The 24,514-nt window shown below is 70.5% G+C and carries 23 protein-coding genes and 1 pseudogene; 11 read left to right on the forward strand and 13 right to left on the reverse strand.

The genetic code is table 11. The features are described 5' to 3' along the window. The first annotated feature begins 95 nt into the window (after positions 1 to 95). Positions 96 to 1,049 (forward strand): pirin family protein, encoded by a 954-nt coding sequence (locus ABD369_RS34340; protein ID WP_344640548.1) that lies wholly within the window; start codon positions 96 to 98, stop codon positions 1,047 to 1,049. Here the strand turns inward: ABD369_RS34340 and ABD369_RS34345 are convergent. Next, the gene (locus ABD369_RS34345) at positions 962 to 1,573 is read right to left on the reverse strand and encodes an ATP-binding cassette domain-containing protein (protein WP_344640549.1); all 612 of its coding nucleotides are present in this window, start codon (positions 1,571 to 1,573) and stop codon (positions 962 to 964) included. The genes ABD369_RS34340 and ABD369_RS34345 overlap by 88 nt on opposite strands. A gap of 143 nt (positions 1,574 to 1,716) precedes the next feature. Between ABD369_RS34345 and ABD369_RS34350 the strand changes: the two genes are divergently transcribed. Beyond that, complete coding sequence (locus ABD369_RS34350; protein ID WP_344640550.1) at positions 1,717 to 1,851, forward strand: hypothetical protein; 135 nt, start codon at positions 1,717 to 1,719, stop codon at positions 1,849 to 1,851. Between the two features lie 5 nt (positions 1,852 to 1,856). Here the strand turns inward: ABD369_RS34350 and ABD369_RS34355 are convergent, their stop codons facing one another. From ABD369_RS34355 to ABD369_RS34395, 8 genes are all read right to left on the reverse strand, one after another. Next, positions 1,857 to 2,171: a GNAT family N-acetyltransferase gene (locus tag ABD369_RS34355; RefSeq protein ID WP_344640551.1), complete on the reverse strand. Its 315-nt coding sequence runs from the start codon at positions 2,169 to 2,171 to the stop codon at positions 1,857 to 1,859. A 788-nt stretch (positions 2,172 to 2,959) separates the two neighbouring features. Continuing rightward, positions 2,960 to 3,628, reverse strand: a complete 669-nt coding sequence (locus ABD369_RS34365; RefSeq protein WP_344640552.1) for a hypothetical protein — start codon at positions 3,626 to 3,628, stop codon at positions 2,960 to 2,962. Positions 3,629 to 4,120: 492 nt separating this feature from the next. Next, the gene (locus tag ABD369_RS34370) at positions 4,121 to 5,221 is read right to left on the reverse strand and encodes a tetratricopeptide repeat protein (RefSeq protein ID WP_344640553.1); all 1,101 of its coding nucleotides are present in this window, start codon (positions 5,219 to 5,221) and stop codon (positions 4,121 to 4,123) included. Further along, complete coding sequence (locus ABD369_RS34375; protein ID WP_344640554.1) at positions 5,218 to 6,528, reverse strand: ATP-binding protein; 1,311 nt, start codon at positions 6,526 to 6,528, stop codon at positions 5,218 to 5,220. The genes ABD369_RS34370 and ABD369_RS34375 overlap by 4 nt, the downstream gene beginning before the upstream one ends. A 325-nt stretch (positions 6,529 to 6,853) precedes the next feature. Beyond that, on the reverse strand, positions 6,854 to 7,225 hold the full coding sequence (locus ABD369_RS34380) for an MmcQ/YjbR family DNA-binding protein (protein ID WP_280703760.1): 372 nt from the start codon (positions 7,223 to 7,225) through the stop codon (positions 6,854 to 6,856). Between the two features lie 368 nt (positions 7,226 to 7,593). Then, positions 7,594 to 8,160 (reverse strand): TetR/AcrR family transcriptional regulator, encoded by a 567-nt coding sequence (locus ABD369_RS34385; protein WP_344640555.1) that lies wholly within the window; start codon positions 8,158 to 8,160, stop codon positions 7,594 to 7,596. Positions 8,161 to 8,242: 82 nt separating this feature from the next. Then, on the reverse strand, positions 8,243 to 9,631 hold the full coding sequence (locus ABD369_RS34390) for an amidase (RefSeq protein ID WP_344640556.1): 1,389 nt from the start codon (positions 9,629 to 9,631) through the stop codon (positions 8,243 to 8,245). After that, positions 9,618 to 9,827 (reverse strand): hypothetical protein, encoded by a 210-nt coding sequence (locus ABD369_RS34395; protein ID WP_344640557.1) that lies wholly within the window; start codon positions 9,825 to 9,827, stop codon positions 9,618 to 9,620. The genes ABD369_RS34390 and ABD369_RS34395 overlap by 14 nt, the downstream gene beginning before the upstream one ends. Before the next feature lie 141 nt (positions 9,828 to 9,968). On the opposite strand from ABD369_RS34395, the gene ABD369_RS34400 reads away from it, so the two are divergent. The 6 genes from ABD369_RS34400 to ABD369_RS34430 all read left to right on the forward strand — a co-directional run bounded on the left by ABD369_RS34400 (position 9,969) and on the right by ABD369_RS34430 (position 18,817). After that, positions 9,969 to 11,219: an MFS transporter gene (locus ABD369_RS34400; protein WP_344640558.1), complete on the forward strand. Its 1,251-nt coding sequence runs from the start codon at positions 9,969 to 9,971 to the stop codon at positions 11,217 to 11,219. Between the two features lie 30 nt (positions 11,220 to 11,249). Beyond that, positions 11,250 to 12,176 (forward strand): MBL fold metallo-hydrolase, encoded by a 927-nt coding sequence (locus tag ABD369_RS34405; protein ID WP_344640559.1) that lies wholly within the window; start codon positions 11,250 to 11,252, stop codon positions 12,174 to 12,176. A 630-nt stretch (positions 12,177 to 12,806) separates the two neighbouring features. Continuing rightward, positions 12,807 to 14,408, forward strand: a complete 1,602-nt coding sequence (locus ABD369_RS34415; RefSeq protein ID WP_344640560.1) for a sensor histidine kinase — start codon at positions 12,807 to 12,809, stop codon at positions 14,406 to 14,408. Continuing rightward, on the forward strand, positions 14,401 to 15,117 hold the full coding sequence (locus ABD369_RS34420) for a response regulator (RefSeq protein ID WP_344640561.1): 717 nt from the start codon (positions 14,401 to 14,403) through the stop codon (positions 15,115 to 15,117). Before ABD369_RS34415 ends, ABD369_RS34420 begins: the two co-directional genes overlap by 8 nt. Before the next feature lie 279 nt (positions 15,118 to 15,396). Then, a complete protein-coding gene (locus tag ABD369_RS34425; protein ID WP_344640569.1) occupies positions 15,397 to 16,209 on the forward strand; it encodes an ABC transporter ATP-binding protein in 813 nt (270 codons plus the stop codon). 73 nt (positions 16,210 to 16,282) lie between these two features. Beyond that, complete coding sequence (locus ABD369_RS34430) at positions 16,283 to 18,817, forward strand: ABC transporter permease (protein ID WP_344640562.1); 2,535 nt, start codon at positions 16,283 to 16,285, stop codon at positions 18,815 to 18,817. A gap of 415 nt (positions 18,818 to 19,232) precedes the next feature. Here the strand turns inward: ABD369_RS34430 and ABD369_RS34435 are convergent, their stop codons facing one another. Beyond that, positions 19,233 to 20,768, reverse strand: coding sequence for a DEAD/DEAH box helicase (locus ABD369_RS34435; RefSeq protein ID WP_344640563.1), 1,536 nt, complete (start codon positions 20,766 to 20,768; stop codon positions 19,233 to 19,235). 370 nt (positions 20,769 to 21,138) lie between these two features. Then, complete coding sequence (locus ABD369_RS34440) at positions 21,139 to 21,342, reverse strand: cold-shock protein (RefSeq protein WP_344640564.1); 204 nt, start codon at positions 21,340 to 21,342, stop codon at positions 21,139 to 21,141. Between the two features lie 514 nt (positions 21,343 to 21,856). Between ABD369_RS34440 and ABD369_RS34445 the strand changes: the two genes are divergently transcribed. Continuing rightward, positions 21,857 to 22,084: a hypothetical protein gene (locus ABD369_RS34445; RefSeq protein ID WP_344640565.1), complete on the forward strand. Its 228-nt coding sequence runs from the start codon at positions 21,857 to 21,859 to the stop codon at positions 22,082 to 22,084. A gap of 448 nt (positions 22,085 to 22,532) precedes the next feature. Here ABD369_RS34445 and ABD369_RS34450 read toward each other — a convergent pair whose 3' ends face one another. Next, on the reverse strand, positions 22,533 to 22,718 hold the full coding sequence (locus ABD369_RS34450) for a hypothetical protein (protein WP_344640566.1): 186 nt from the start codon (positions 22,716 to 22,718) through the stop codon (positions 22,533 to 22,535). Between the two features lie 522 nt (positions 22,719 to 23,240). Between ABD369_RS34450 and ABD369_RS34455 the strand changes: the two genes are divergently transcribed. Continuing rightward, positions 23,241 to 23,819: a DUF5994 family protein gene (locus ABD369_RS34455; protein WP_344640567.1), complete on the forward strand. Its 579-nt coding sequence runs from the start codon at positions 23,241 to 23,243 to the stop codon at positions 23,817 to 23,819. Between the two features lie 134 nt (positions 23,820 to 23,953). Here ABD369_RS34455 and ABD369_RS34460 read toward each other — a convergent pair whose 3' ends face one another. Then, on the reverse strand, positions 23,954 to 24,205 hold the full coding sequence (locus ABD369_RS34460; RefSeq protein ID WP_344640568.1) for a hypothetical protein: 252 nt from the start codon (positions 24,203 to 24,205) through the stop codon (positions 23,954 to 23,956). A 194-nt stretch (positions 24,206 to 24,399) separates the two neighbouring features. On the opposite strand from ABD369_RS34460, the pseudogene ABD369_RS34465 reads away from it, so the two are divergent. Beyond that, positions 24,400 to 24,514: pseudogene (locus ABD369_RS34465) on the forward strand (PRC-barrel domain containing protein); the annotation flags it as partial.

Here is a 24,514-nt window from a genome sequence, read left to right on the forward strand (position 1 = left end):
CTCCGGCCCATCACTTTCGCCCGTCACTTCGCCGTGCCATAATAGTTGAAACTAAAACCATCTTGGCAAGTGGCAGAGCGGGAGTGTGCACCACCATGAGCACCATCGAGACCGACCCCGTCGACCCGCAGGTGGAGGTCCTGTCCGCCCGGGACGTCCCGCTCGGCGGCCCGCGCGCGATGACGGTCCGGCGCACCCTGCCGCAGCGGGCCCGGACCCTGATCGGCGCCTGGTGCTTCGTCGACCACTACGGCCCGGACGACGTCGCCGCGACCGGCGGGATGGACGTCGCCCCGCACCCGCACATCGGACTGCAGACGGTGAGCTGGCTGTTCAGCGGCGAGATCGAGCACCGCGACAGCCACGGCGTCCACGCCTTCGTCCGACCGGGCGAGGTGAACCTGATGACCAGCGGGTACGGCATCTGCCACTCGGAGGTGTCGACCCCCGGAACCACCGTGCTGCACGGCGTCCAGCTGTGGGTGGCGCTGCCGGAGGAGCACCGGCACACCGGGCGCGACTTCCAGCACCACGTGCCGGCTCCCGTCGCGCTGGACGGCGGCGAGGCGCGGGTCTTCCTCGGCACCCTCGCGGGCGACACCTCCCCCGTCCCGACCTTCACCCCCCTGCTCGGCGCCGAACTCACCCTCCGCCCGGCCGCGACCATCACCCTCACGGTCGACCCCGCCTTCGAGCACGGCCTGCTGGTCGACCAGGGGGAGGTCACCATGGCGGGCACCGCGCTGAAGCCGGCCGAGCTCGGCTACCTCGCTCCCGGGCCCACGACGCTGCCCCTGGCCAACACCGGCTCCACCCCGGCCCGGCTGATCCTGCTCGGCGGCCCGCCCTTCGAGGAGCGGATCGTGATGTGGTGGAACTTCATCGGCCGCGACCACCAGGAGATCGTCGCGGCCCGCGAGGCGTGGCAGAACGCCTCCGACCGCTTCGGCAGCGTCACGGGCTACCCCGGCGACCGCCTCCCGGCCCCCGTCCTGCCCGGCGCGATCCTCACCCCACGGGGGAACCCCCCGGTAGCGCAGGCAGGCTGAGGCGGCGCCACACCGGTCAGGTCGACGGTGACGTCCGGGCGCCACGGGAGCAGCGCGAGGTCCTGGCCTTGCAGGGCCAAGACCAGCGCCGTCCGGGGCAGCGCCCGGCGCAGCTCGCGCAGCAGCGCCTCGGCGGTCGGCCGGTCGAGCCCGGCCGTGGGTTCGTCGAGCAGCAGGATGCGCGGGCGGCGCAGGATCGCACGGGCGACGGCGAGACGGCGGCGCTGCCCCTGGGACAGGGCGCGGCCGGCCGGGCCGACCGGTGTGTCCAGGGGCAGGGCACCGACCTCGGCGAGAGGGGCGATGACCTGGGCGAGCAGGCCTGCCACCGACGCGACATCGGCGGTCAGGCGGGCGAGCAGGGCGCCGTCGCGCCGGGCGCGCAGTTCGCGCGCGCCCCGGATCAGGCGGGCCCGCAGGTTCACCGTGGTGGCGAGGACGACCCGGTGGCTGACCAGCCGTTCGAGGTAGCGCAGCGAGGTGCGCAGCAGGGCCAGGGCGCGGACCGCCCCCGACGGGTACATCCACGACCACGTCGTGTTGGCCAGCAGCGTGACCAGCGCACAGGTCGTCAGGAACCAGCCGGACAGACCGAGCAGCGTCGCCGCGCTCAGCTCCGCCGCGGCGGCCGTCGGCGGACCCGGGCCGGTTCATCGAGGTCTTCACCGTGACCTCGTGGGCGGAGCACTGCGCCCAGCACCACGAGCGCCACACCGGGATCGACCGCGAATTCGAGTGCACGGCCCGAAAGTTCGCGCCGGACGAGCCGGTCGTGACGCACGCCGTACCGACCCGACGGTGACCCGCTCAGGCAGCGGGGAGGCCGAACCTGGCGCGGTGGGAGGCGGGGACCAGGTCGGCGTACTCGGGGTGCTTGGTGATCCACCCACGGATGAAGGGGCAGTAGGGCAGCACAGCGAGCCCCTGCTCACGCGACGCGTCGAGGGCGGCACGCGCCAGCTTGCCAGCCAGCCCCCGGCCCTCGAAGCGCGGGTCGATCTCGGTGTGGATGAAGGCGATCTCGTTGCCCGAGCGGTGGTACTCGGCGAAGCCGGCGAGTTCGCCGTCCTCGTGGACCTCGAACCGCGACTTCTCGGTGCTGTCGACGACGGACTGCTCCATGGTTCCTCCTCCTCGGATGCGGCCCGGGTGAGCCGACGAGAGAGACTGTAGTTGAAGGATCAACATCTGTCGCCCCCATCCCCCACCCTGTTCCCTCTGGGAACAGCACCGGACACCCACGGAACAGGGCGCTCCGACCGGACTGCCCGAGGCGGGCCGCCGCCCGGCGCCGCTCAGCCGCCCCTGGCACGCCGCCCCGGCCCACCCGACCGTCAGCGAGATCTGGCTGCGCCCGCTGGAGACCCACCACGGCTGAGCGAGGCACGCACGGAACAGCTTCGGTACGTCATGGGACAAACCCGCCTCTCCCCCCACCTCCTAGTGAGGGCACCATGACGCCTCGTCAGAAGGAGTACGCGCGATGCCTTTCCTCACCGTGGGTCGGGAGAACTCGGCCGATTTGCAGCTGCACTACGAGGACCACGGCGCCGGCCGACCGGTGGTGCTGATCAGGGATCCCCTCCGGCCATCCTCGCGTCGGTCAGCGCCCCGGACGCGGGTCGTGGAGTTCGGCCACGTAGCCGCCGGGGAACTGCACCAGGGCACTGTCGCGGCCGCCCGACGGCCGCGGCCCCCACGGCACCTGGGCTCCGGCCGCCCGGGTCCAGGCCAGCGTCGCGGTCAGGTCGTCGACCTGTTGTAGAGCCCGCGCAGCAGGAAGGTCACCCTCCCGGCGCCAACTCGGCACGGCCTAGGTCGCGGTCACCGCCGCGCGCTTCGTCCGCGCTGGAGGCTCCCCGGAGAGCGGCCGGGTTCGGCCACGGCCGCCGTCGACAAGTGGTGCTTCGTCACAGGTGGGCGCTGATCTCGCCGCCGGCGGTGAGCACGATGTAGACGCCGTTGGCGACGCCTCCGGCGTCGTGCTGGTTCGACTCCAGCGTGCCGTCCACGGAGTTGTCGTTGCCGATGATTTGCGCGCGGTACCGGAGGTCGCCGATCTTCGTGACCTTGGCCGTCCAACCGCCCGCGAGCTTGAACGTGCCCGGTCCCTGGTTCCCACCGCCCATCCAGGAGTGGACCTGGCCGTCCAGCGAGAGCACGACGAACATGTCGTTGGCGTCCAGCCCGGCGTCGGAGTCGTTCGCCTCCAGCGTGGCGAGGACATCACCGTTGTGGACGATCTTGGCGACGTAGTGCTGGGCCCCGACCTCCTGGACCTCGGCCGTGCTGCCGTCCACCAGGGACTGGGTGCGGACCGGGGACTTCGGCTTGGCCGTGGTGGCCGGTGCGGTGGCCCGGGGCGAGGCGGGCGGGGCGGTGGTCCTGTGCGCGCCGGTCGTGGTGGCCGGAGCGGCGGTGCCCTGCGCGTCAGGAGTGGTGGGCGTGGCGGCCGCGGTGGTGTGCGCGGCGGACGTGGAGCTGCAAGCTGTCGCGGCGGGGACGATCAGGGCGGCTGCCAGGATGGTGCCGGCCAGGGTGCGGACGGTGGTCGCGCGGCGAGTCGTAAAGGGGGACATGCAGGTTCTCCTGAGCACAGTACGGGTGAGGGCGCGCACATTGCCCGTCCCCTCTCGTGCGGGAACCGCGAGGCTATGCGGCTGGGTACACGATCGAATCTAGTGCGAACAATCGACGGAATAGAGCATTCCGTGTCACCGGACCGCAACACCTTGGGCAGCACCGTGCCGATCACAGCCGGAGCGCCACCGATTAGTTGATGGGCTGTCAGCCGAATGGGCCGGGCGGCGAACGTGCCGCGCTGGTGCACGAGTTGAGGGAACGGCAGCGCCAGGGACGCCGGGCAGCGCGCACGGTCGACCACGGCAGTCCCGAACGACGGCGCTGACGGCGCGGACCGCACCCACATCGTCGCGCAGTACGGTGCAGCCCGCGGCTCCACGTCCTTCTCCAACCCCGCGGTCGTCCTGGCCACTTGACGGACCGGGACCGGGCCGCCGGTTGCGCGGCAGACGTCGGCCAGACGAACGGGACGGCTTGGCGGGTGCGTGTCAGCTGCGCATCGCCGCGCGCTCGAACCACATGGTGAGCAGGGTCGGCACCAGCGCCACCCAGAACAGCACCTGCGGGGCGGTCCGTTCGGACCACGGCACCAGCACCACGACCACCGCGATGAGCGTGCACCAGACCGACTGCCCGACCACCAGCCGCGCCCAGCCCACCCGCCGGACCAGCGACCACAGGCTCATCCGCACCCCGGCTCGCAGCCCCCGGTAGCGGCGCCAGGCACCGAAGCCCCAGACTGCGCCCATCAGCGCGAGCCCGTAGAGCCGGGTGGCGAGCGGCCCCGGCAGGGCCGTGGGGTCGCTGCCGGTCGGGAAGACCCGCGCCGCCAGGGCCGCGATCACCACGCAGAGCAGCGCGAGCCAGCGGGTGCCGCGCAGCATCCGGAACACCGCGACGTCCAGGTGCTTGCGCTGCCGGTCGGCCTGCGGGGCCTGGGGGGCGGCGGCCAGCGCGTCGGCGAATGCCTCGGCGGCGGCCGGCAGTTTGGCGCCCGCGCCCGTCAGCGGCGGACGGGCGGCATCCACCTCGGCGTACTTGGCTCGCTGGTCAAGCGCCCAGGCGTCGTGCGGGTCGATGCGCAGGGACTCGGCCACGGCCTGCCGCTGCAGGTCCACCCGGCCGTTCATCAACGCGGCCTTCCAGAGCGCGTAGTGAGCGGCGATCTGGTCCGGACCGAGTCGCACGCCGGTCGCCGCCGCCTCCAGGGCCTCGGGCCAGCGCGGCTGCCACGCGCCCAGGGCCTCTGAGAGGCCCACATGACTCTGCCAGGACTCCGGCTCCAGCCTGAGCATCTCATGGGCCGCGGCCAGCGACTCGTCTGGACGGCCCAACCGCCGGAACGCGTACGTGCGGCGCAGGTAAGCGCCGTACTCCTCCGGATTGAGGGCCAGCACCTCATTGGTGGCGTTGAGCACCTCCTGGTAGTCCCGGACCTCCTCATGGCAGCGGGCGAGGCGCAGCCAGGCAACGATGTCCGTCGGGTCCTCGGCGAGCCGTCGGGCGAGCAGTGCGCGGGCCTCGTCGATGCGCTTGAGGTCCATCAGGGCCATCGCCTGCTCGACGAGCGGGTGCAGTGCGGTCGTCACAGCTTCCGGGCCTTCTTCAGGTAGGCGAGCAACTCGTCGTACATGCCGCCCTCGTTGGCGAACATCGCCACATTGCGGGCGGCCGCGAACCACGGCTCGGTGGACGGCCGGATCGCCTTCGCGGCGCCCAGCAGGTCCTTGGTGTTGATCATGCGAACGGTGCCGGTGCGGGCGGAGTCCAGCAGCGCCGACTCGGCCGCGCTCTCGCAGACATGGGCGAGGTCGGCGCCGGAGAAGCCGTCGGTGGCCTTGACCAGCTTGGCCAAGTCGACCGACTCGATGGGGCGTTCACGCAGGTGGTAGCGGAGGATCGCCTCGCGGGCCGGGCCGTCGGGCGGCAGCACGAGGAGGGTGCGGTCAAGCCGGCCGGGTCGGCGCAGCGCGATGTCCACGTCCCAGGGGACGTTGGTGGCCGCGAGCACGAACACTCCGTCATTGACGTCGTTGACGCCGTCCAGCTCCGTGAGCAGCTGGTTGACCGTGTTGCGCATCCCGTTGTGCTGGGTGCGGCTGCGCTTGGCGCCGAGCGCGTCCAGCTCGTCGAGGAAGATGACACAGGGCGCTTGCCGGCGGGCGGTTTCGAACACCTCGTGCATGTTGCGCTCAGAGTTGCCGATCCACATGTCGAGCACGTCGTTGATCGACACGTTGATGAAGTTCGCGCCGAGCTCGCCGGCGACGGCTCGGGCGATGAAGGTCTTCCCGCACCCGGGAGGCCCGTAGAGCAGCAGGCCGCCGCGCAGGCTCTTGCCGTACAGCTTGCGCAGTTCCGGGTTGCGCATCGGCGCGAGGAAGGCGGCCTCCAGGCGGTCCTTGACCTCCTGCATTCCGCCGACGTCGGCGAGCCGCACCGCGCCGGGCGCGTCGGGGGCGTCCACGTCGTAGGCGGGTGCCTCCCCGGGGGCGCCGCTGCCGTCGACGGTGAGCGGGGCTTCCTTGACGTCAGGTTCCGCGGCGAACCGGGGCGGGACGGCGTCCCCGACCTCGCGGGCGGCGGCTTCCCAGTCGAAGCCGCCGGCCTGCTGCTCTGCGGGGGCGGCTGGCGGCGCCTGCTCCGTGGGCACCGGAGCGCCCATGGCCCGCGCCATCAGGGCCCGCGCCTGCGCGTCCCCGGGCGCCTGACTGAGCACCAGGGCCGCCTCCGCCACGGCCGCGTCAGCGGACCCAGCGCCGAGCAGCAGCTCGGCGAGGTGCAGGCGCAGGGGTATGTCCTGCGGCGCCGCGGCAACGGCCGCCCGCAGGCTTGCGATCAGCGGGGACTCGGCGGCCCCGGGGCCGGTTGGGGTGTTGGTTGGTTGGTCGAGCATGCCGCAACCCTATGAACCGGCCACTTACCCGCGCCAACCGGATTCCGCCTGGCCGGCCGGCTTGACCAGCCGCCCATGCCGACGCCCGTGACCGCTGCCCCCAACGCGTGCCGATCCGTCAGAAGCCTCCACTATCAGGGGAGCTCAAAGCCCTCCTCGTACACAGAGGTTCCGTATGGGGATTTTGAGAGCCCTGCAGCGACTCCAACCCACTCCGATGCCGTAGCCGTACGACCCGCGAACTTTGGCCTGCCTGAACGCCGTTGGGCGCCCCGGGGCGCCGGACACGGATCCCCCCGCCCAATGCGCTGGCTCGCCGGCCGGGTCACCAGTTGCCCTCGCCCGGGTCTACCGGTCCCAACACTCCGAATGCCTCCACGAGGCGGTCCGGTGCGGCCTGCTTCCATGAATCCACAAGAATGTCGTACAGCTCGGCCATGTCTTCCAGAGCGCCGAGTCGCACGCGCACCCAGGCGGAAGACACCTCATGCGGTGGCACCCAGAACTTCTCCGGCTCCGCAGCGATCAACTCCGCCCGGTCATGCTTCGGACACCGCACGGCGAATGACGTCTGATCGTCAGGAACCGTGATGAACATCTTCCCGGCGACCCGGAACGTCGGCATGCTCCACGCCTCCTTCTCCACGGTCTCCGGGAGGGACAACGCGATACGACGGACATCATCGGCATCTACCACGGTCACCACCCTAGACAGCTTCTCCTGCAACGGGACTCCTGACCTTGATCGACTTTCCTCGCCGATCGTTGATCTACAGGGGTCCCGTTGCCATGTCCAAGCCCCTTGACCAGCATTTGCGCCATGACGCAGCGGCATCGAACAGCCAAGCCACGGCCCGGCTGAGCTGAGCTGAGCCCGCAGGGGCCGCCACCGCCGGCACGAATGACGAGGCGGCACCGACGCGGCTGTGAACCGGGACCGCGAAACGGCCCTGGTGAGCGAAGACGGCATTCCAGCCGCCCCCTGGCAGCGGTGTTGTGGCCACGACTGCCAGGGGTGCAACAGTCCGGCTCGGGAGCGGAGGAGCCGGCCGCAAGAGCGTTCGGTCAGCGATCGTTCGACCCGACGAGCCCGACCACCAACTGACGCACGTACGCGGCGTCGAGCCCCTCCGGACGAAAGAGGATGCGGTACATCATGGGGGCGACGACGCGGTCGAGGACCGTCTCGACGTCGGGTGTGTTCTCCTCGCGGCCGGCCGCGCGATCGAGGATGACGTCGATCTGCTCGGCCGCGTAGGCCGAGCACTGGCCGGCGTTGGTGCCGTTCGGGTCGCCGAGCAGGGCGTCGCGGATGTAGGCGCGGCCCGTGGGGGCGGACATCTCCTCCAGGAACTGCTCGGCCCAGGCCTCAAGGTCGGACCTCAGGCTTCCCTTGTCCTCCGGCGCCGCCTCGGGCCGCAGACGCTCGACCGCCACGTCCGACAGCAGCTCCTGCAGGTCGCCCCAGCGGCGGTAGATCGTGGACGGGGTGACTCCGGCGCGGGCGGCCACCAGGGGGACCGTGAGGGCTTCGCGGCCCACCTCCGCCTCGAGTTCGCGCACAGCGGCGTGCACCGATGCCTGCACCCTGGCGCTGCGCCCACCGGGGCGCACCATGGTCTTTCGGCTCATGGAACCACCTTAAAGCAAATATGCTGCTTCAAGTGCTCGTCCTGGCCCCGGCCGGTGCGGCCGGGGCCACTCGGTCGGTTCGTCACACCGCTGCCAGCCGGCGCGCGGGCCGGGTCTGCTCGTAGGCGTGGCCGACCCGCAGCAGCACCGGCTCCCCGAGGGGTCGGCCGAGCAGTTGCATGCCGATGGGCAGGCCCGACGTGTCGTGGCCGACCGGGACGGACAGCGAGGGCACCCCGGTGATGTTGGCGGGGGCGGAGAGGCGTACGTAGGCGTCGGAGACCCCCTCGACGGTGCCGTCCGACCAGGTGATCGCCTCGTCGTCCGCCTTCACCGCAGTGGCCGGGACCGTCGGGGCGGCGATCACGTCGACCTCCTCCAGCAGGCGGGCCCAGGCCTGCTGCATGAGGGTGCGCGAGCGCTGGGCGCGCAGGTAGTCCCCGGCCGGCATCAGCTCGCCGGCTTCGAGAAGGATCCGCACGTCAGCCTGGTACAGCTCGGGGACGGCGCGCACGGTGCGCTCGTGGTAAGCGGTGGCCTCCGGCACCATCAGGCCCCACTGGGTGGCCTGGATGTAGCGCGTCATCGGGATCTCGACCTCGACGAGCTGCGCTCCGAGGCTCTCGAGCTCGGCTGTGGCGCGCCGGACGGCGGCCTCTACCTCAGGGTCGACGTGGTCGAAGTAGTAGTTGCGCGGCACGCCGATGCGCAGGCCCGTTAGTTCCGTGGCGCCGCCCGGCCGGTAGTCCGGGCCGGAGGTGGCCAGGGAGGCGGGGTCGCGGGGATCGTGGCCGGCCAGGGCGGACAGGACCAGGGCGGCGTCCTCCACGGTGCGGGTGATCGGGCCCACGTGGTCCAGCGACCAGGACAGGGACGTCACACCGTGGCGGGGGACGAGGCCGTAGGTCGGTTTGAGGCCGACGACTCCGTTGAGCGCGGAGGGCACCCGGATCGATCCGCCGGTATCGGTGCCCAGAGCGAAGGTCGCGGCGCCCGCGGCGACGGCGACGGCGGAACCGCCGCTGGAGCCGCCGGCGACCCGGTCCCGATCCCAGGCGTTGTGGGTCTGCGGGGTGGTCAGACCGTAGGCGAACTCATGGGTGTGCGTCTTGCCGAGCAGGACCGCACCGGCCGCGACCAGGCGGGCGGCGACCGTGCTGTCGGCCTCAGCGCGGTGGTCCGCCCGGACCCGGGAGCTGGCCGTGGTGGCCGCGCCGGCGACGTCGATCAGGTCCTTCAGCCCCATGGGGATGCCGTGCAACGGGCCGCGCAGACGGCCGGCTGCGACATCCTGCCCAGCCTTGCGCGCCGCCCGGCGGGCCTCCTCCGCCGCGACGGTGACGTAGGCCTGAAGGTGCCGCTCCACTTGCTCGAGGCGGTCGAGGACGGAGTCCACCAGCTCGACGGGGGACAACTTTCGCGCCCGGATCGCGTCAGCAGCTGCGGCGATGGACAGTTCATACGGCTGCATCGTTCTTCTCCTCTCCGGCGCGGTAGGCGGCGGCAGGCGGGGTGTCTCCGAAGTCCAGTTCCCGCAGGATCGCGACGACGGACTGGATGTGGTTGGCGGTGGCGGCCACCGCGTCGAGCCGGTCAGTCGGCAGTGGGAGCCCGGCGCGGTCGGCCCAGCGGGCCGCCTCCGATGGCGTGAGTTCGGCAGCGGACATGAACGTTCTCTCCTGATCGGACTGGAGCGACGGAGCGATCATGGGCGACCCTCCGCACCAAAAGCTAACCGTTTGCTTTAGCTGACGCTAGGGGCTATGGTGAATTAAAGCAAACCAATTGCGTTTAGCGGGAGGGGTCCCATGTCCAACGCCATGTCAGACGCAGCCGCGCAGTTCCCATGCCCCGCCGCCCGCACCCGCGCGGCTTCCTTCGCCCTCGACGTGTCGATCGTCGCCCTCCTCCTGGCCGCCTCCAGTGCGCCGACGCCGCTGTACCCGCTGTACCAGGACCAATGGGGCCTGACCGCCCTGACGATCACGGTGGTCTTCAGCGCCTACGCCCTGGCGCTGCTGGTGGCCCTGCTCACCGTCGGAGGGCTCTCCGACCACCTAGGGCGGCGGCCCGTCCTGATGGGGGCCCTGGTCCTGGAGGCAGCGTCCATGCTGCTGCTGGCCTCCGCGGACGGCGCCGGGCCGCTCATCGCCGCCCGCATCCTGCAAGGGGCGGCCACGGGCGCCGCCACCAGCGCCGCGGGCGCCGCCCTCCTCGACCTCGAGGACCCCCGGCGTCCCGGCCGGTCCGCCCTGGCCAACAGCATCGCCCCGGTCGTCGGCATGGCGGCCGGCGTACTGGTCTCCACCCTGCTCGTGCGCTTCGTTCCGGCTCCCACGGCCACCGTGTACGTAGTCCTGGCAGCACTCTTCGCCGCCCAGACGATCGCGGTCATCCTGACGCCGGAGACGGCCCACCCGCACCCTGGCGCACTGCGCTCCCTGCGTCCGCAGCTCGCCGTGCCGCCCTCGGCGCGCCGCGCCCTGCTGGCAGCCGGCACCGGAGTCGCCGCCGTCTGGGCGCTGGGCGGCTTCTACTCCTCCCTCGGACCGGCGCTCGTACGCCTGGTGGCCCCCGGCGCCCCGCACGTGTTTGCCGGGATGGTCTTCTTCATCGTCAGTGCCGGGGCCGCGCTCACCGTGTGGGGGCTGCGCAGGACCGCGCCGCTCGCCGCCGCCACCGGCGGAACCCTGGTGGTCATCCCCTCCGCGGCCCTGAGCCTGCTCGGTCTGCACAGCGCCAGCCTGACCGCCGTCTACGGCGGCGCGGCCCTGGCCGGCATCGCTTTCGGTGCTGTCTCCCAAGGCGCGCTCCGCGCGATGCTCGCCTCGCTCGACGAAGGGGACCGCGCCGCGACCCTGGCCGCCTATTACGTCCTCAGCTACCTGTCCATGAGCCTGCCCGCCATCGCCGCAGGCGCCGCCACCCAACACTTCGGGCTGCGGACCACTTCCCTCACCTACGCCGTGGCCGCCGCACTCCTCGCTGTCGCGGCGGCGGCAGCACTCACCGCGTCTGGACGCAAGGCACTCCGCACCGCAGACGACCACCTCCGCTGAAACCACTGAAGAACAAAGGAACGACGGACCATGAACGCTTCACCGGCCGACCAGACCACCGCCATCCCCTCCTGGATCGTGGGCGCTGTCACCGTCCACCGCATCGACGAGGTCCTCCTGCCGCCCGCGACCGGCCACTGGCTGCTGCCGGACGCCACCACGGACGTGGTCAAGCACCAGGACTGGCTGCACCCTGACTTCGCCGACCACGAGGGCATCCTGCACATCGACAGCCACAGCTTCGCCTTCACCGTCGGCGGGCTGCGCATCCTCGTCGACACCGGCATCGGCAACGGCAAGGAGCGGGCAAACCCGGCGTGGCACAACCTGCGGACCGACTTTCTCGAGCGCCTCACCGCTGCCGGCTTCCACCCGGACTCCGTCGATCTGGTGATCCTCACCCACCTGCACGCCGACCACGTCGGCTGGAACACGCAGGAGGTGACTGGCGAGTGGGTCCCCACCTTCCCCAACGCCCGCTACGTCACCTCCCGCGCCGAGCGGGAGTTCTGGGCCACGTACGACATGGAGGAGGCACGCAGGCAGATGTTCCGCGACTCCGTGATCCCGGTCGAGGAGGCGGGGCTGCTCGACCTCGTCGACGTCCCAGCCGAGGGGGTCGAGATCGCCCCGGGCCTGCGCCTGCTGCCCACGCCCGGTCACACCCCCGGCCACATCGCTGTCGAGCTGACCAGCCAGGGGGAGACGGCGCTGATCACCGGCGACTGCATCCATCACCCGGTCCAGTTCGCCCACCCCGCCATCGGCGCCTGCGTCGACATCGACCCGGCGCAGTCCGAGGCCTCGCGCCGCAAGCTGCTCGGCTCCCTCGCCGACACGGACACCCTGGTCCTCGGCACGCACTTCGCGCCGCCCACCGCCGGCCGCGTGGTCACCCACGAGGACGCCTACCGGCTCGCGCCCGTCCCCGCCACCCCGCGGACCGTCCTGCACTGACCACGTGGGCCAGAGAGCCCGTGGCCGAGCCCTCGAGCGTGTCGGAAAGCTTCGCTGACACACCCCCAGATGATGACGGCCGCGAAGGTCACGGTGCCCAGGAACGCGTGCCCTCGCTCGTCATGGCGGGTAGCCACGGCTGGGAAGCCCTTGAGCTTGTTGATCGCCCGCTCGACGACGTTGCGCTTCTTGTACCGCTCCCTGTCGAAGCCGGGAGGTCCGTTCCGCCTGGCCGGAGGCGATCGGTGGGGTCCGGGGAGACGACCCGGGCGTTCCCGTCGTCGGTGGAATGACCGTCCCGGCCGAGGTCGACGAGGGCGCGCATCTCGGGGCGGTGCTGGGCGGGCCGGTCGTCGGCCGCAGGTGGAAGCACCGCGACGGCGCTCGGGGCCTGGATCCTCTGCCTCGCACAGCCAGCAATCACCGGCATTGTTGCTGGCATTGGGTGAGATTCCATTCCTCTGCCTTTCGATAGAGGGACGGTCCTGCGCAAGGCGTACGGGCCCGGCGCGGGTGGGGCCCATAATCGGCGTTATGTTTTTCAGCGCTTCGTTGGCCTTCGCTGGCCGTCTGGCCGCCCGGGGCCCGGTCTCCGGACCCGGAGAACGGGCGCGGTGCCTCTGGCGGGGGGTGGGTGAGGCGATTCTCGCCGGGCTGCTGGTGTTGCTCACATTTGCCGCTGAGAGGCCGTCGCTGCGGATGTCGTTCGACAACGCGTCGATCTTGGCACTCATCGGCGTCGGGCTGGTAGTGGTACGGCGTCGGTTCCCGGTGGCGAGTGTGCTCGGGCTGTCCGCGCTGATGGGCCTGCTGCCCTCCACGGGGCTGCTGACCGCAGTGGCCTCACACACCGCCACCCGGCTGACGAAGGCGCCGCAGCGCCGCGCCGCGCTGCTGCTCGCCGGGGTAGCGCTGCCCATGCTGGCCTGTTTCGTGTCGGCTCCCGCCACCGGGATCGGCAGCAGGCCGTACGGGCTCGCGCTCGGTGCGGTACTCGCCGCGACTACGGTCCTCATACCAGGACTGGTCGGCACGGCGGGCGGGCAGCAGGACCGGCTGCTGCAGGCACTGCGGGAGCGTACGGCTGCCGCCGAGGAGGCGCGCCGGCTCTCGGACAGCGAGTCGCGCCTGCACGAACGGTCGCGCATAGCCGCGGAGATGCACGATCTGGTCGGACACCGGCTGAGCCTGATCTCGCTGCACGTGGGCGGTTTGGAGATGGCGCTGCGCGAGGAGTCGCCGGAGCTGCGGGAGGAAGCCACGCTGGTGCGGCGGGCCACTCGTGACGCGATGCGGGAGCTGCGCGAGGTGCTGGGGGTTCTCGGCCCGCTGGGGCGGGACACCGGCACTGACGTGCTGACCGACGCGACAGGAACCCGCTCGGACATCGAGGTGTTGGTCGAGGAGTCACGCGGCGGCGGCATTTCCGTCGAGTTCTCCTGGGAGGGGGATGACCTCGACACGCGGCCAGCCCGCGTGCGGCGTGCGGTGCACCGGGTGGTGCGCGAATCGCTGACCAACGTCCATCGGTATGCGGCCGGGGCCCATGTGACCGTCACGGTCACGCACACCGACGGGCGGGTGGGGATCCGGGTCCGTAACGGCGTTGTGCCCACAGCCCCCGCCACTACAGGACTCGGTTCTGGGCGCGGGCTGATCGGTCTGCGGGAGCGGGTGGCGCTGCTCGGCGGCACTTTCGAGGCGGGCGCGACGCCGGGCGGCGGGTTCACCGTCGCGGCGGAGATCCCCGCGGATCCGGGAATCGGCGGAGGGTGGACTGACGCGGCGCCGCGCGAGGCGGCGGCGGTCGGCGCCGCTGAGCCCGGCCGGGGGCTCTCGCGCGTCGAGCTGCGGCTCACCGGCGCCGTCACCGGGCTGCTCGGCCTGGTGGGCGTGGGCGTGATGATGCTGTTCGGGGTGGTGATGGTGCACAAGGCCCTGCCCGGCCCCGGCTACCACCCAGAGACGCCTCGGGTAGGGATGGCGAGGCAGCAGGTGGAGGGTGCCGTGCCCCCGGACGACAAAGTGGTGCGCGCAGCCGCCTTCGGCCGTGAGCCAGAACGCCCCGAGTCCGCCACGGACTGCCTCTACCCGTACGTGCAGAGCAAACCCCAGGGCGGGCGGCTCGACATCGTCCGCTACTGTTTCCGCTCTGACACGCTGATCACAATCGACCGTTTTGCGGTGCCTATGGTGACCGACGGGCTCCACGGGGGCAGGACACATGGCTGACCACGCCGATGTCACCGATTTCGGGGAAGGTCCTGGGACGGGCTCCGTGATCCGGGTGCTGCTCGCCGACGACGAGGAGATGATCCGGCACAGTGTCCGGCTGATCCTCCGGCACGCCGACGGCATCGAGGTAGTGGGCGAGGCAGCCAACGGCGCCGACGCCACCCGGCTCGCCGTCGAGCACCGGCCCGACGTGGCGCTCCTCGACATCCGTATGCCCGTGCTTGACGGGCTCGCGGCCATCGCGCGGCTGGTCGCCCTCGTCCCCAAGCCGAAGGTGGTCATGCTGACCACCTTCGGCGAGGAGGAGTACGTCATCCGGGCACTGCAAGCCGGTGCCACCGGTTTCCTGCTCAAGGACGACGGGCCGCAGGAGCTGATCAGCGCGGTACGGGCCGCGGCGGCAGGCGACGCGGTCCTCTCGCCCGGCGTCACCGCAGCCGTCATCCAGCGGATGCTGCGCGGCGGCGGGGCCGTCACGGAAGCCAGGACCAGCGCACCGGACCGGCTGGTGGCGGGGCTGACCGACCGGGAGCGCGAGGTGCTGGCCATGCTGGGGAAGGGGCTGCCCAACCTCGCGATCGGGCAGCACCTCGGTATCGGGGTGGGGACGGTCAAGACGCACGTCCGGTCGATCCTGGAGAAGACGGGGACGGCCAGCCGGGTCCAGGCGGCCCTCCTGGCCCACCAGGCGGGCCTCATGGGCTGAAGGCCCGCTGCCCTGGGCCGTGTCCGATGTGCTGCACCGCCCAGGGCAGGGGCTGCCGACGGCTCCTGGGACGCTTCCACCAGAGCTCCGAGGTAGCGGCCGGGGAGGTCTTGGGTGTCTATTCCCTAAGGCAGAGGCGCTGTGGTCCGCGAGGCGTACGTCCCTGCGGCCGCTCTGTCTTTCGGCATGCCACTCATTTCCGCCCTCGGAGCGACGGATCCGGGGCACCTGCGCGACCACGATGGAAGGCAGTTGACCCCGCTCTCCAGGAGTACCCCCGTGTCGCAGGCAGCAGCTACCTCCACAACCCTCCAAGCTCCCTGCGGCGTTGCCGCGCGTGCGACAGAGCTGAGCAAGGTCTACGGCCACGGCGAGACCCGCGTTGCCGCCCTCGACTCGGTGACCGTGGAGTTCGGACGCGGCCGGTTCACCGCGATCATGGGCCCGTCCGGCTCCGGCAAGTCGACGCTGATGCACTGCATGGCCGGGCTCGACACCATCTCCGTCGGATCCGCCAGGATCGGTGACACCGAGCTGTCCAGCCTCAACGACCAGCAGCTCACCAAGCTCCGCCGGGACAAGATCGGCTTCATTTTCCAAGCGTTCAACCTGCTCCCCACCTTGAACGCGATCGAGAACATCACGCTGCCGATGGACATCGCCGGGCGCGGACTCGACCAGGCATGGCTCTCCAAAGTCGTCGAAACCGTTGGTCTCACCGATCGGTTGAAGCACCGCCCGGCGCAGTTGTCGGGCGGTCAACAGCAGCGAGTCGCTGTGGCCCGCGCGCTGGCTAGCCGCCCTCAGATCATCTTCGCGGACGAGCCGACAGGAAATCTCGACTCGCGCTCCGGCGCCGAGATCTTGGGCTTCCTGCGCGGCTCGGTACGGGAGTTGGGGCAGACGGTGGTTATGGTCACCCACGATCCGGTGGCTGCCTCGTACGCGGACCGCGTCATCTTCCTCGCCGACGGCCGCATCGTAGACGAACTGCGGAACCCCACAGCTGACGACGTCGTGTCCCACATGCGGAATCTTCCTGGAGAAACTCCCCGGATGCCCCGGTCCGGCGCCAAGGAGCGCGCCAGCTGACCCCATTCGGCCGCGCCGTGGTCCTCAACTCAGCTCCGCTTCAGGCACCTTCCCCCTCCTCCAGGACTGAACCATGTTCCGTACCGCCCTGCGCAACGTGCTAGCGCACAAGGCCAGACTGCTGATGACCGTGCTCGCCGTACTGCTCGGCGTCGCCTTCGTCTCCGGCACCCTGATCTTCACCGACACCATCGACAACGCCTACAAGAACCAGTCGGCCAAGTCGTACGACAACGTGGCCGTCGCCATCACCAGCTACGGCAGCCCGTCGGGCCAGCACGACGAGGGCATCAGCCAGCAGACCCTCAACCAGGTCGACAAGCTGCCGGGCGTCACCTCCGCCACCGGGCTGGTCTCCGGGTTCGCCGGAGTCGCCGACGCCAAGGGCAAGTTGATCGACGACGGCTGGACCAACTCCGGCGCCAACTTCGCGCCCGGCAGCAACGGCCAGGACCCGCGCTACGCGTTCGTCTCCGGCCGAGGCCCGGCGCGCACCGGTGAGGTCGCGCTGGACAAGGACACCGCCGACAAGGGCGGCTTCCACGTCGGCGACCCGGCGCGGATCGCCACCAACGGCCCGGTCAAGACGTACACCGTCACCGGCATCTTCACCACCGACGACGGCTCGGTGAGCGCCGGCGGCTCGCTGGTGCTGTTCGACACCGCGAGCGCCCAGTCGCTCTACCTGACCCCCGGCCACTTCTCGGAAGTGACCGCCACCGCCGACAAGGGCACCTCACCGCAGACGATCCTCGACGAGATCACCCCGCTGCTGCCCAAGGACGGCCACACCGTCGCGCAGACCGGCAAACAACGTGCCGAACAACAGGCCCAGGGGTTCGGGAATTCGTTCGCGGCCACCAACACCATGATGACGGTGTTCGCCGAGGTCGCACTCTTCGTCGGGGGCTTCCTGATCGCCAACACCTTCACCATGCTGGTCGCCCAGCGCACCAAGGAACTGGCACTGCTACGGGCGCTGGGCGCAAGTCGCCGCCAGGTGCGCCGTTCAGTGCTCACCGAGGCGCTGTTCGTGGGCGCGGCCGGGTCGGCGGTCGGTTTCGCGGCCGGAGTCGGAGTGGCCGTGGCGCTGCGTTCAACGATGAATTCGCTTGGTCTCAAGGTGCCTTCGGGACCGGTGGTCGTGGCGCCGTCGACGACGCTCACCGCGTTCGCGCTGGGTGTACTGATCACTGTGTTCGCCGCCTGGCTGCCCGCTCGCCGGGCCGCGAAGATCCCGCCGGTCGCCGCGATGAGCAGTGCGGAGCTACCGGCGCCCACCAAGTCCCTGGTACTGCGCAACACCTTCGGCGGGCTGCTGGCCGTGGCTGGTGCCGCGCTGATCTACACGGGCAGGGCGCTGACGGTCAAAGACGCCGAAGACGTCATTGGCGGCGGGGCGTTTCTGCTGCTCGTCGGCGTGATCGTGCTGACCCCGTTGTTGTCGCAACCGATCATCGCGCTTGTACGGCGGCCGTTGACCCGGCTGTTCGGCGTCTCGGGCGCCCTCGCCGCCGGTAACGCACGGCGCAACCCGCGCCGTACCGCTGCCACCGCCTCGGCGCTGGCCATCGGCCTGACGCTGATCACCGGCTTTACGGTGCTGGGCGTCTCCGTCGGTCGGAACATCGACAGGACCACGGTGGACAACCTGTCAGCCGACTACATGGTGCAGATGGTCAACAACGACTCGCTCGACGACTCGTTGGCGACCACGATCTCGAAGGTGCCGGGCGTCACTGCGGCAACCGCCCTACGGCAGTCCCACTTTGACGTGGGCGGCAAGTCCTCATCGGTCACCGCTGCCGACCCCAACGGGCTGTCGAAGACCGTCAAGATCACGATGGTGCACGGTTCGCGGAACGCGCTGGGCGATGGGAAGGTCCTGGTGGCCGACGAGGTTGCCAACAAGCGCGGGTGGAAGGTAGGCGACCCACTCCAGGCCAGCTACCCCGACGGGTTCAAGGTCCAGGTGACGGTGGGCGGAACCTTCGCGGACAACCGCATGCTGGGCAGTGTCGTCATGCCGGAACGGATGGTGACACCGCATCTGAACAAGCCCGAGATCCCCATGGTGCTGGTCACCGTCTCCGGTGGAGCCAACGACAAAACCGCCCAGGCCATCACTGATAGCTTCGGTGACAACCCTGCGATCTCAGTCCTGGACCGGAAGGGCATCCGCGACGCCTTCGGCGGCCAAGTCAATACCGCGCTCAACCTCATGTACGGGCTGCTGGGAATGTCCCTGATCATCGCGGTGCTCGGGGTGATCAACACCCTGGTGATGGCCGTCTTCGAGCGGCGCCGCGAGATCGGCATGCTGCGGGCCGTCGGCCTCGACCGCACCGGGGTCAAGCGGATGATCCGACTGGAATCGGTGGTCATCTCGCTCTTCGGCGCGGTGACTGGCGTGGTGCTCGGTCTGTTCATCGCCTGGGCGGCAGGAGACGCGGTCGCCCGGGACATTCCGGGGTACGTGATGGTCATCCCCTGGTTGCGTATCGTGGTCTTCCTCGCGCTGGCGGCCCTGGTGGGAGTACTGGCGGCCAGCTGGCCCGCACGGAGCGCGGCGAAGCTGGACGTACTCGGCTCCATCAACGCGGAGTGAACCGCCCCGGGGCGGATGGAGACGCGGGCCCCCGAACGGCTCGCGGAGGAACGCCGACGTCCGCACCCGCTGTCGGGGCGTCCGTTCACCGCAGCGTTGAGAAGGCCATACTGCGGGCCGCAATCTGCGATCAGTGGTACCGGACGGAAAGACGGTATGGGTCACGGCGCGCGGAAGCAGCGCCCTCCTCGCCTTCGACGCCGCAAAACCCACCACCGACCCCCAGCACGCCCTGCTGACCTCCGTCCAGGTCGGCACCTCCCCAGTCGCCGGGATTCCGCCCCGCAGCCCCAACTGCAACCCGCGCGCGGAACGATTCACACACTCCGTGCGGGAGGAGTGCACCGACCGGCTCCTACTGTTCGAGCGAGGCCACGCGGAGAAGATCCCTCGGCGACGAGCGGGACCGGCGGTACTACGCGGCGGGAGCGGCGCGCCGGGGCGTCCGGCGGCGGCCGGCGGAGCCCCGGTCGTCGCGGCCGGAGGCGGCCCGGGTGTCGCCGGCGGCATACGCGGGGCGGCCGCGGCGGCCGCGACTCGTGGACGGGCCGCGGCGCGGCCGCTCGACGACGGGGTCGGCGATCACGGTGGGAATGCCGGTGGGCACGCGGGCGCCGGTGATACGGGCCAGGTCCTCGTCGCCGGCGAGGACCCTGGTGGTGACGGGGGTGATGCCGGCGGTGGTCATCATGCGGGCCATCGCGCGGCGCTGGTTGGGCAGGACGAGGGTGACGACGGTGCCGGACTCACCGGCCCGGGCCGTGCGCCCGCCCCGGTGCAGGTAGTCCTTGTGGTCGCCCGGCGGGTCCAGGTTGACGACCAGGTCGAGCCCGTCGACGTGGATGCCCCGGGCGGCGACGTTGGTCGCGATCAACGCGGTGACCTGGCCGGTGCGGAACTGCTCCAGGGTGCGGGTGCGCTGGGGCTGGGACTTGCCGCCGTGCAGGGCCGCGGCCTTCACCCCGTTCGCGAGCAGGTCCTCCACCAGGCGGTCCGCGCCGTGCTTGGTGTCGACAAACATGATCACCCTGCCGTCGCGGGAAGCGATGTGGGCGATCGTGGCGTTCTTGTCGAAGTTCTGCACGTGCAGCACGTGGTGCTCCATGGTGCTGACCGCTGCCGCGGACGGGTCCACCGAGTGCGTGACCGGGTCCTTCAGGAAGCGCCGCACCAGGCGGTCGACGTTGCGGTCCAGGGTGGCGGAGAACAGCATCGTCTGGCCGCCTTCGGCGACCTGTTCGAGGAGCTCGGTGACCTGCGGCAGGAAGCCCATGTCGGCCATCTGGTCGGCCTCGTCGAGCACCGTGATGCCGACCCGGTCCAGCCGGCAGTCGCCACGCTGGATCAGGTCCTTGAGCCGGCCCGGGGTGGCCACCACGACCTCCGCCCCGCGGTTCAGCATCCATGCCTGGCGGCTGATCGACGTCCCGCCCACCACGGTCGCCATCCGCAGGCGCACAGCGTGGGCGTAGGGGGTGAGTGCCTCGGTGACCTGCTGCGCGAGCTCGCGGGTGGGGACCAGCACCACGGCCAGCGGGTAACGCGGCTCGGCCCTCTGCCCGACGGTGCGGGCCAGCACGGCGAGGCCGAACGCGATGGTCTTGCCGGAGCCGGTCCGGCCTCGTCCGAGGACGTCGCGGCCGGCCAGCGAGTTCGGCAGCGTTGCGGCCTGGATCGGGAACGGCGCGGTGACGCCCTGGCGGGTCAGCACCGACAGCAGCGCCTTCGGCATGTCCAGCTCGTCGAAGGACTCGACGGCCGGCAGTGCCGGGGTCGTGCTCACCGGCATCGCGAACTCGCCATGCGCGGAGGGGTCCCGAGGGGCGCTCCGGCCGGAGGGGCGTCGGCCTGCGGCGGGCCGGTCGCCGTAGAAGGAGCCGCCACTGGAACGGGAGCCGGCCGCGGAGCGGAAGTCGGCGTTGTGGTACGAGGAGCGACGGGAGCGGGCCATGCGGAAAACCTTCCTCGGGTGGCACGTCACGAGGAAGGCTCCGTGGCGCGGAGCGCCGGACGGAGACCGCAAGGGAACGGGCCTGAAATGTGACGGGCGGAGCGTGGACGGTGGAACCGTGCGGCACGTCACCTACTGTCGGCGCTCACCGCGGAGGGCGGGAGCGAAGAACCTCGAACCGTGAGCTGTCACGGCAGGGCGCCGATCCGGACGCGGCGCTGTGCGTCTCGCGTGGGAATGGCCGCCGGTGGCGGAGCCAGGGGCTTGAACGGCCGGGAGGATGCGCCGTGGCGCGATGACCGAGGGGCCCGCACCGGGCATGTGCGCGGTGCGGGCCCCTCGCTACCAGGCGAGTGCCGTGGCAGAAGAACTACAGCGGGCGAATGTTCTCGGCCTGCGGGCCCTTCTGGCCCTGCGTGACGTCGAACTCGACCTTCTGGCCCTCAAGCAGCTCACGGAAGCCGTTGGCGTTGATGTTCGAGAAGTGGGCGAAGACGTCGGGGCCGCCACCCTCCTGCTCGATGAAGCCGAAGCCCTTCTCCGAGTTGAACCACTTCACAGTGCCATTAGCCATTAAGAAATCTCCTTCAAGGGACTGTCCGAAGCACGCAGAGTGCGGGCTTCGAGTCACCGCATGGAGCGCCCACCGGGGAAGAGCCGGGGAACAAAAATGCGCCTGCAACACATCAGCAGGCGCACACAAAGTTCATGGGAACCACTACTGCAACTAAGTCGACTGTAGCAGGCCACGGCCCGCCGCGGTGGGATGTTTCACCCCTGATTCTGCGGGAGCCTTCCCCGGGGGCGGCCGGTTCCGAGCCGAGAGGAACGTGAACACGCCTGGAGGGCAAGCCCCTTGAGCATCCGGCCCGCACCCCGTCGAGGTCGACGGCTCCCAGGGGAGGGCGATTCCCGCGGTGCGGAACGCCTGCCCTCGCGGTGACAGCCCCGCGAAGGCGGCGCACCACGCCGCCCACCGGCGCCATTCAGGGGGCGCACTGGACTGCGGGCGCGGCATTTCAGCCCGACTCGAACTCGAATGCGCTGGAAAGGCCCGCGCCCGCGCTTCCAGGTGCATACTGGCGGGAATGACGAAATTCTCAGCAGGTCGCCGCCCCCTGCCCACCAGCCCCTTCAAGACCCGGGCGGAGGCACCGCGCAAGCACTTCGCCATCGGCGACCGGGTCACCCATGACGGGTACGGCCTCGGCCGGGTCATCGCCGTCGAAGGTGACGGCGACATCGCGGTACTCGTCGACTTCGGATCACGACAGGAACGCATCACCCAGCCGTACACCGCGATGTTCAAACTCTGACCCCCGACGCCCCCGGCGCTCGGCCGATTGCGCCGCGCAGCACGCGGGCGGAGCACGCCGAGCGGGACGGTGGGACATCGGCCGGTGTGGCGTCGAGGGGGTGCGCTCCGACCGAGAACCACACGGCCAGCGCCCCCCGTGCCCGGCCAGGCGCCACAGCCGCCGATCGGCCTCGCCGTACCGCGAGGACGCCGGCCACAGCTGCGGGAGGGCGTTCACGGTCAGCCGCCACTCCGGACCGCGGCGTGGCACCGACGATGACTCGAAGGGGTTCAAGTAGCGCCGACAGCCGGGACCTCAATATCTTGGCTTCTTTGTGGCTCAACTGCACCGGAATCAAAGGATGTTGATACGCATCACAACAGTCCTCGCTGGCGAAGTACGACCCAAAGTGACATACCGTCAGCATCAAGTTCATGCATGGACGCCTGTTTTCGCCCACGGGCGCTCATTGGCGCTCATCGCGTGCGACCCCAAAGTGATCCCCAGCGGCCCCCAGGGTTCTGGACCGGCTCCAGTCGCCGCGAGTGACAGCAATCTGACTGTCCTTCAGATGGCCATCCAGCAGGTCCGCCGCCAGCTCGACCGACCGGACCTCTTCAACCGCCTCAACCGAGACAGTCACGTCACTCATCAGGTGCTACTTCCATGATCGGGAGCCACACCGAAGACCGGTACAGACCAAAAACGCTGGTCGGGACGACAGGATTTGAACCTGCGCCCCCTTGACCCCCACGTGTTCGGCGGCGACTCCCCGACGGAGGACGCCAGTGCCCCAGGGGTCAGCCGAGCTGGATGGAGCGTTTGGCCAGGCCCCACCAGTAGCCGTCGATGACGGTCTGCTGCCGGTCGAGGTCGTCCTCCCGGAGATCGTCGTCCGGCACTTGCGGCACCGTCTCCTGCACAACCGACTCGCGGCTCGGCTGCGACGGGCACTCCGCCCCCTGCCCAAGGTCGTCGTCAGGACCGTCCCGTTCCACGTGTAGCACGGCGGGAAAGCAGCCCGACGTGAGCATTCCCGGGTTCCGCATCGACTCGGAGTAGCCTGGATGTCACCGAAGGCACCTCGTATGCCAGCACCGGACACTGGCGTCGTCTCCGGCGCACGGCTATCCCGGATCTCTCTCTTGTCGGGTCCGGAGACAGGTTCTCGATCATGACCGTGACCCTCGATCGCGCGACGACGCTCCGGACTCCAAAACTCCCTGTCTGGCTGTCGCTTGCGTCCGGCGGCGTCCGTACGGGCCGTCTGGACGGTGCCTGGTGGCCTCGATCGCGTGATCTTCTTCTCGAACTTCCCGACCTGGCAGCGGAATTGGAAAAACGGTGGGGCCGGGTCATCCGGATCACCGTGAACCCGGCGCAGTGGCCGGCCATCCCGCGGCGGATTCCGGTCGCGGGGCACACCGTCCATGTCGGCTGGTTCACCACGGAGCAGGACCAGCACATGATCACGGTGTTCTCCTACGCCCCTCGCCGGCTGGACCTGCTGGTCATCCCGCCGTCTACGGAGGCCGTCGACGCCGGTCGGCTGATGTACGAAGCGGCAGACCCGACCAGCAGCAGGACCGCGAGCGCCTTGCTCACCGCGGGTGGGGGCGACAGTGCCGCAGAGTCGGAGTTCCACTCCGACTTCCTGCCGTCGGCTGTCCTGCCGGCCAACGGCCCGGGTGAGGCCGACAGGCGCGCGGAGGTCGCCCGGACGCGTGCCGCAGCATGGCCCGAACCCGCATAGCCCAGCTCCTCGCCAGCCCCGCACACGATGACCGGCCCACACGACCGGATCTATCCCCGGAGGAGGGACCTCCGGCAGGAGCGCCGCGGGATGGGGCGCGTGTGCGCCCGTCCCGCCGGCTGAGGCTGATCGTGTCACTCGCGTGACCACTCGGTTTCGGCCTGGGGCTCGCCGACAGAGTGTCGCCCCTCCCAGACCCGGACTCTGATCGCCCGGGGGCCTGGAGTGGGCCTGGAGAGCGTGCGCACGAACACGTCCCGCAGGTGGTTGGCCGCTCGCTGGGGCGGTCCCTCGTATCCGAGGGGATTCGGCATGGGAGCGCCGTCCTGCTGGGACCAGTGGCCGACGTCGTCCTGGGTCTCCAGGATCCACCGGTAGTGCCGCATCCCGACCTCCTGTGACGACGGCCCATCTCCAGGACACGACCGTATGGGCCCGACAGGCTGCCGGCGACCGGTGGACTTCCGCCCTCGCCACAGAGCCGGCAGTCGCGCCGATTGGCCCGGTCGGCGCACCGCGCGGGCTCGGCGGTGGCCCCGGTAGGAGGATGGGAGATGCCCACCGACCTCGGAGGTTGCTGGTGTTCGAAGCGAATGACATCCGGGAATGGCGCGGTCACGACGTGGTCGATGCCGATCGCCACAGGATCGGCACGCTGGAGTCCGTCTACGTGGACACCGTGACCGACGAGCCAT

Source organism: Kitasatospora cystarginea (genome assembly GCF_039533515.1).
In the GTDB taxonomy this organism is placed as follows: Bacteria; Actinomycetota; Actinomycetes; order Streptomycetales; family Streptomycetaceae; genus Kitasatospora; species Kitasatospora cystarginea.

What these genes read in the sequence shown, in the direction of transcription:
- ABD369_RS34375 (WP_344640554.1), bottom strand. Translation starts at nt 6,528, where the DNA reads ATGCTCGACCAACCAACCAACACCCCAACCGGCCCCGGGGCCGCCGAG.
- ABD369_RS34450 (WP_344640566.1), bottom strand. Translation starts at nt 22,718, where the DNA reads ATGAGTGACGTGACTGTCTCGGTTGAGGCGGTTGAAGAGGTCCGGTCG.
- ABD369_RS34355 (WP_344640551.1), bottom strand. Translation starts at nt 2,171, where the DNA reads ATGGAGCAGTCCGTCGTCGACAGCACCGAGAAGTCGCGGTTCGAGGTC.
- ABD369_RS34390 (WP_344640556.1), bottom strand. Translation starts at nt 9,631, where the DNA reads ATGCAGCCGTATGAACTGTCCATCGCCGCAGCTGCTGACGCGATCCGG.
- ABD369_RS34345 (WP_344640549.1), bottom strand. Translation starts at nt 1,573, where the DNA reads ATGTACCCGTCGGGGGCGGTCCGCGCCCTGGCCCTGCTGCGCACCTCG.
- ABD369_RS34385 (WP_344640555.1), bottom strand. Translation starts at nt 8,160, where the DNA reads ATGAGCCGAAAGACCATGGTGCGCCCCGGTGGGCGCAGCGCCAGGGTG.
- ABD369_RS34460 (WP_344640568.1), bottom strand. Translation starts at nt 24,205, where the DNA reads ATGCGGCACTACCGGTGGATCCTGGAGACCCAGGACGACGTCGGCCAC.
- ABD369_RS34405 (WP_344640559.1), top strand. Translation starts at nt 11,250, where the DNA reads ATGAACGCTTCACCGGCCGACCAGACCACCGCCATCCCCTCCTGGATC.
- ABD369_RS34365 (WP_344640552.1), bottom strand. Translation starts at nt 3,628, where the DNA reads ATGTCCCCCTTTACGACTCGCCGCGCGACCACCGTCCGCACCCTGGCC.
- ABD369_RS34445 (WP_344640565.1), top strand. Translation starts at nt 21,857, where the DNA reads ATGACGAAATTCTCAGCAGGTCGCCGCCCCCTGCCCACCAGCCCCTTC.
- ABD369_RS34340 (WP_344640548.1), top strand. Translation starts at nt 96, where the DNA reads ATGAGCACCATCGAGACCGACCCCGTCGACCCGCAGGTGGAGGTCCTG.
- ABD369_RS34435 (WP_344640563.1), bottom strand. Translation starts at nt 20,768, where the DNA reads ATGGCCCGCTCCCGTCGCTCCTCGTACCACAACGCCGACTTCCGCTCC.
- ABD369_RS34455 (WP_344640567.1), top strand. Translation starts at nt 23,241, where the DNA reads ATGACCGTGACCCTCGATCGCGCGACGACGCTCCGGACTCCAAAACTC.
- ABD369_RS34440 (WP_344640564.1), bottom strand. Translation starts at nt 21,342, where the DNA reads ATGGCTAATGGCACTGTGAAGTGGTTCAACTCGGAGAAGGGCTTCGGC.
- ABD369_RS34430 (WP_344640562.1), top strand. Translation starts at nt 16,283, where the DNA reads ATGTTCCGTACCGCCCTGCGCAACGTGCTAGCGCACAAGGCCAGACTG.
- ABD369_RS34395 (WP_344640557.1), bottom strand. Translation starts at nt 9,827, where the DNA reads ATGTCCGCTGCCGAACTCACGCCATCGGAGGCGGCCCGCTGGGCCGAC.
- ABD369_RS34400 (WP_344640558.1), top strand. Translation starts at nt 9,969, where the DNA reads ATGTCCAACGCCATGTCAGACGCAGCCGCGCAGTTCCCATGCCCCGCC.
- ABD369_RS34420 (WP_344640561.1), top strand. Translation starts at nt 14,401, where the DNA reads ATGGCTGACCACGCCGATGTCACCGATTTCGGGGAAGGTCCTGGGACG.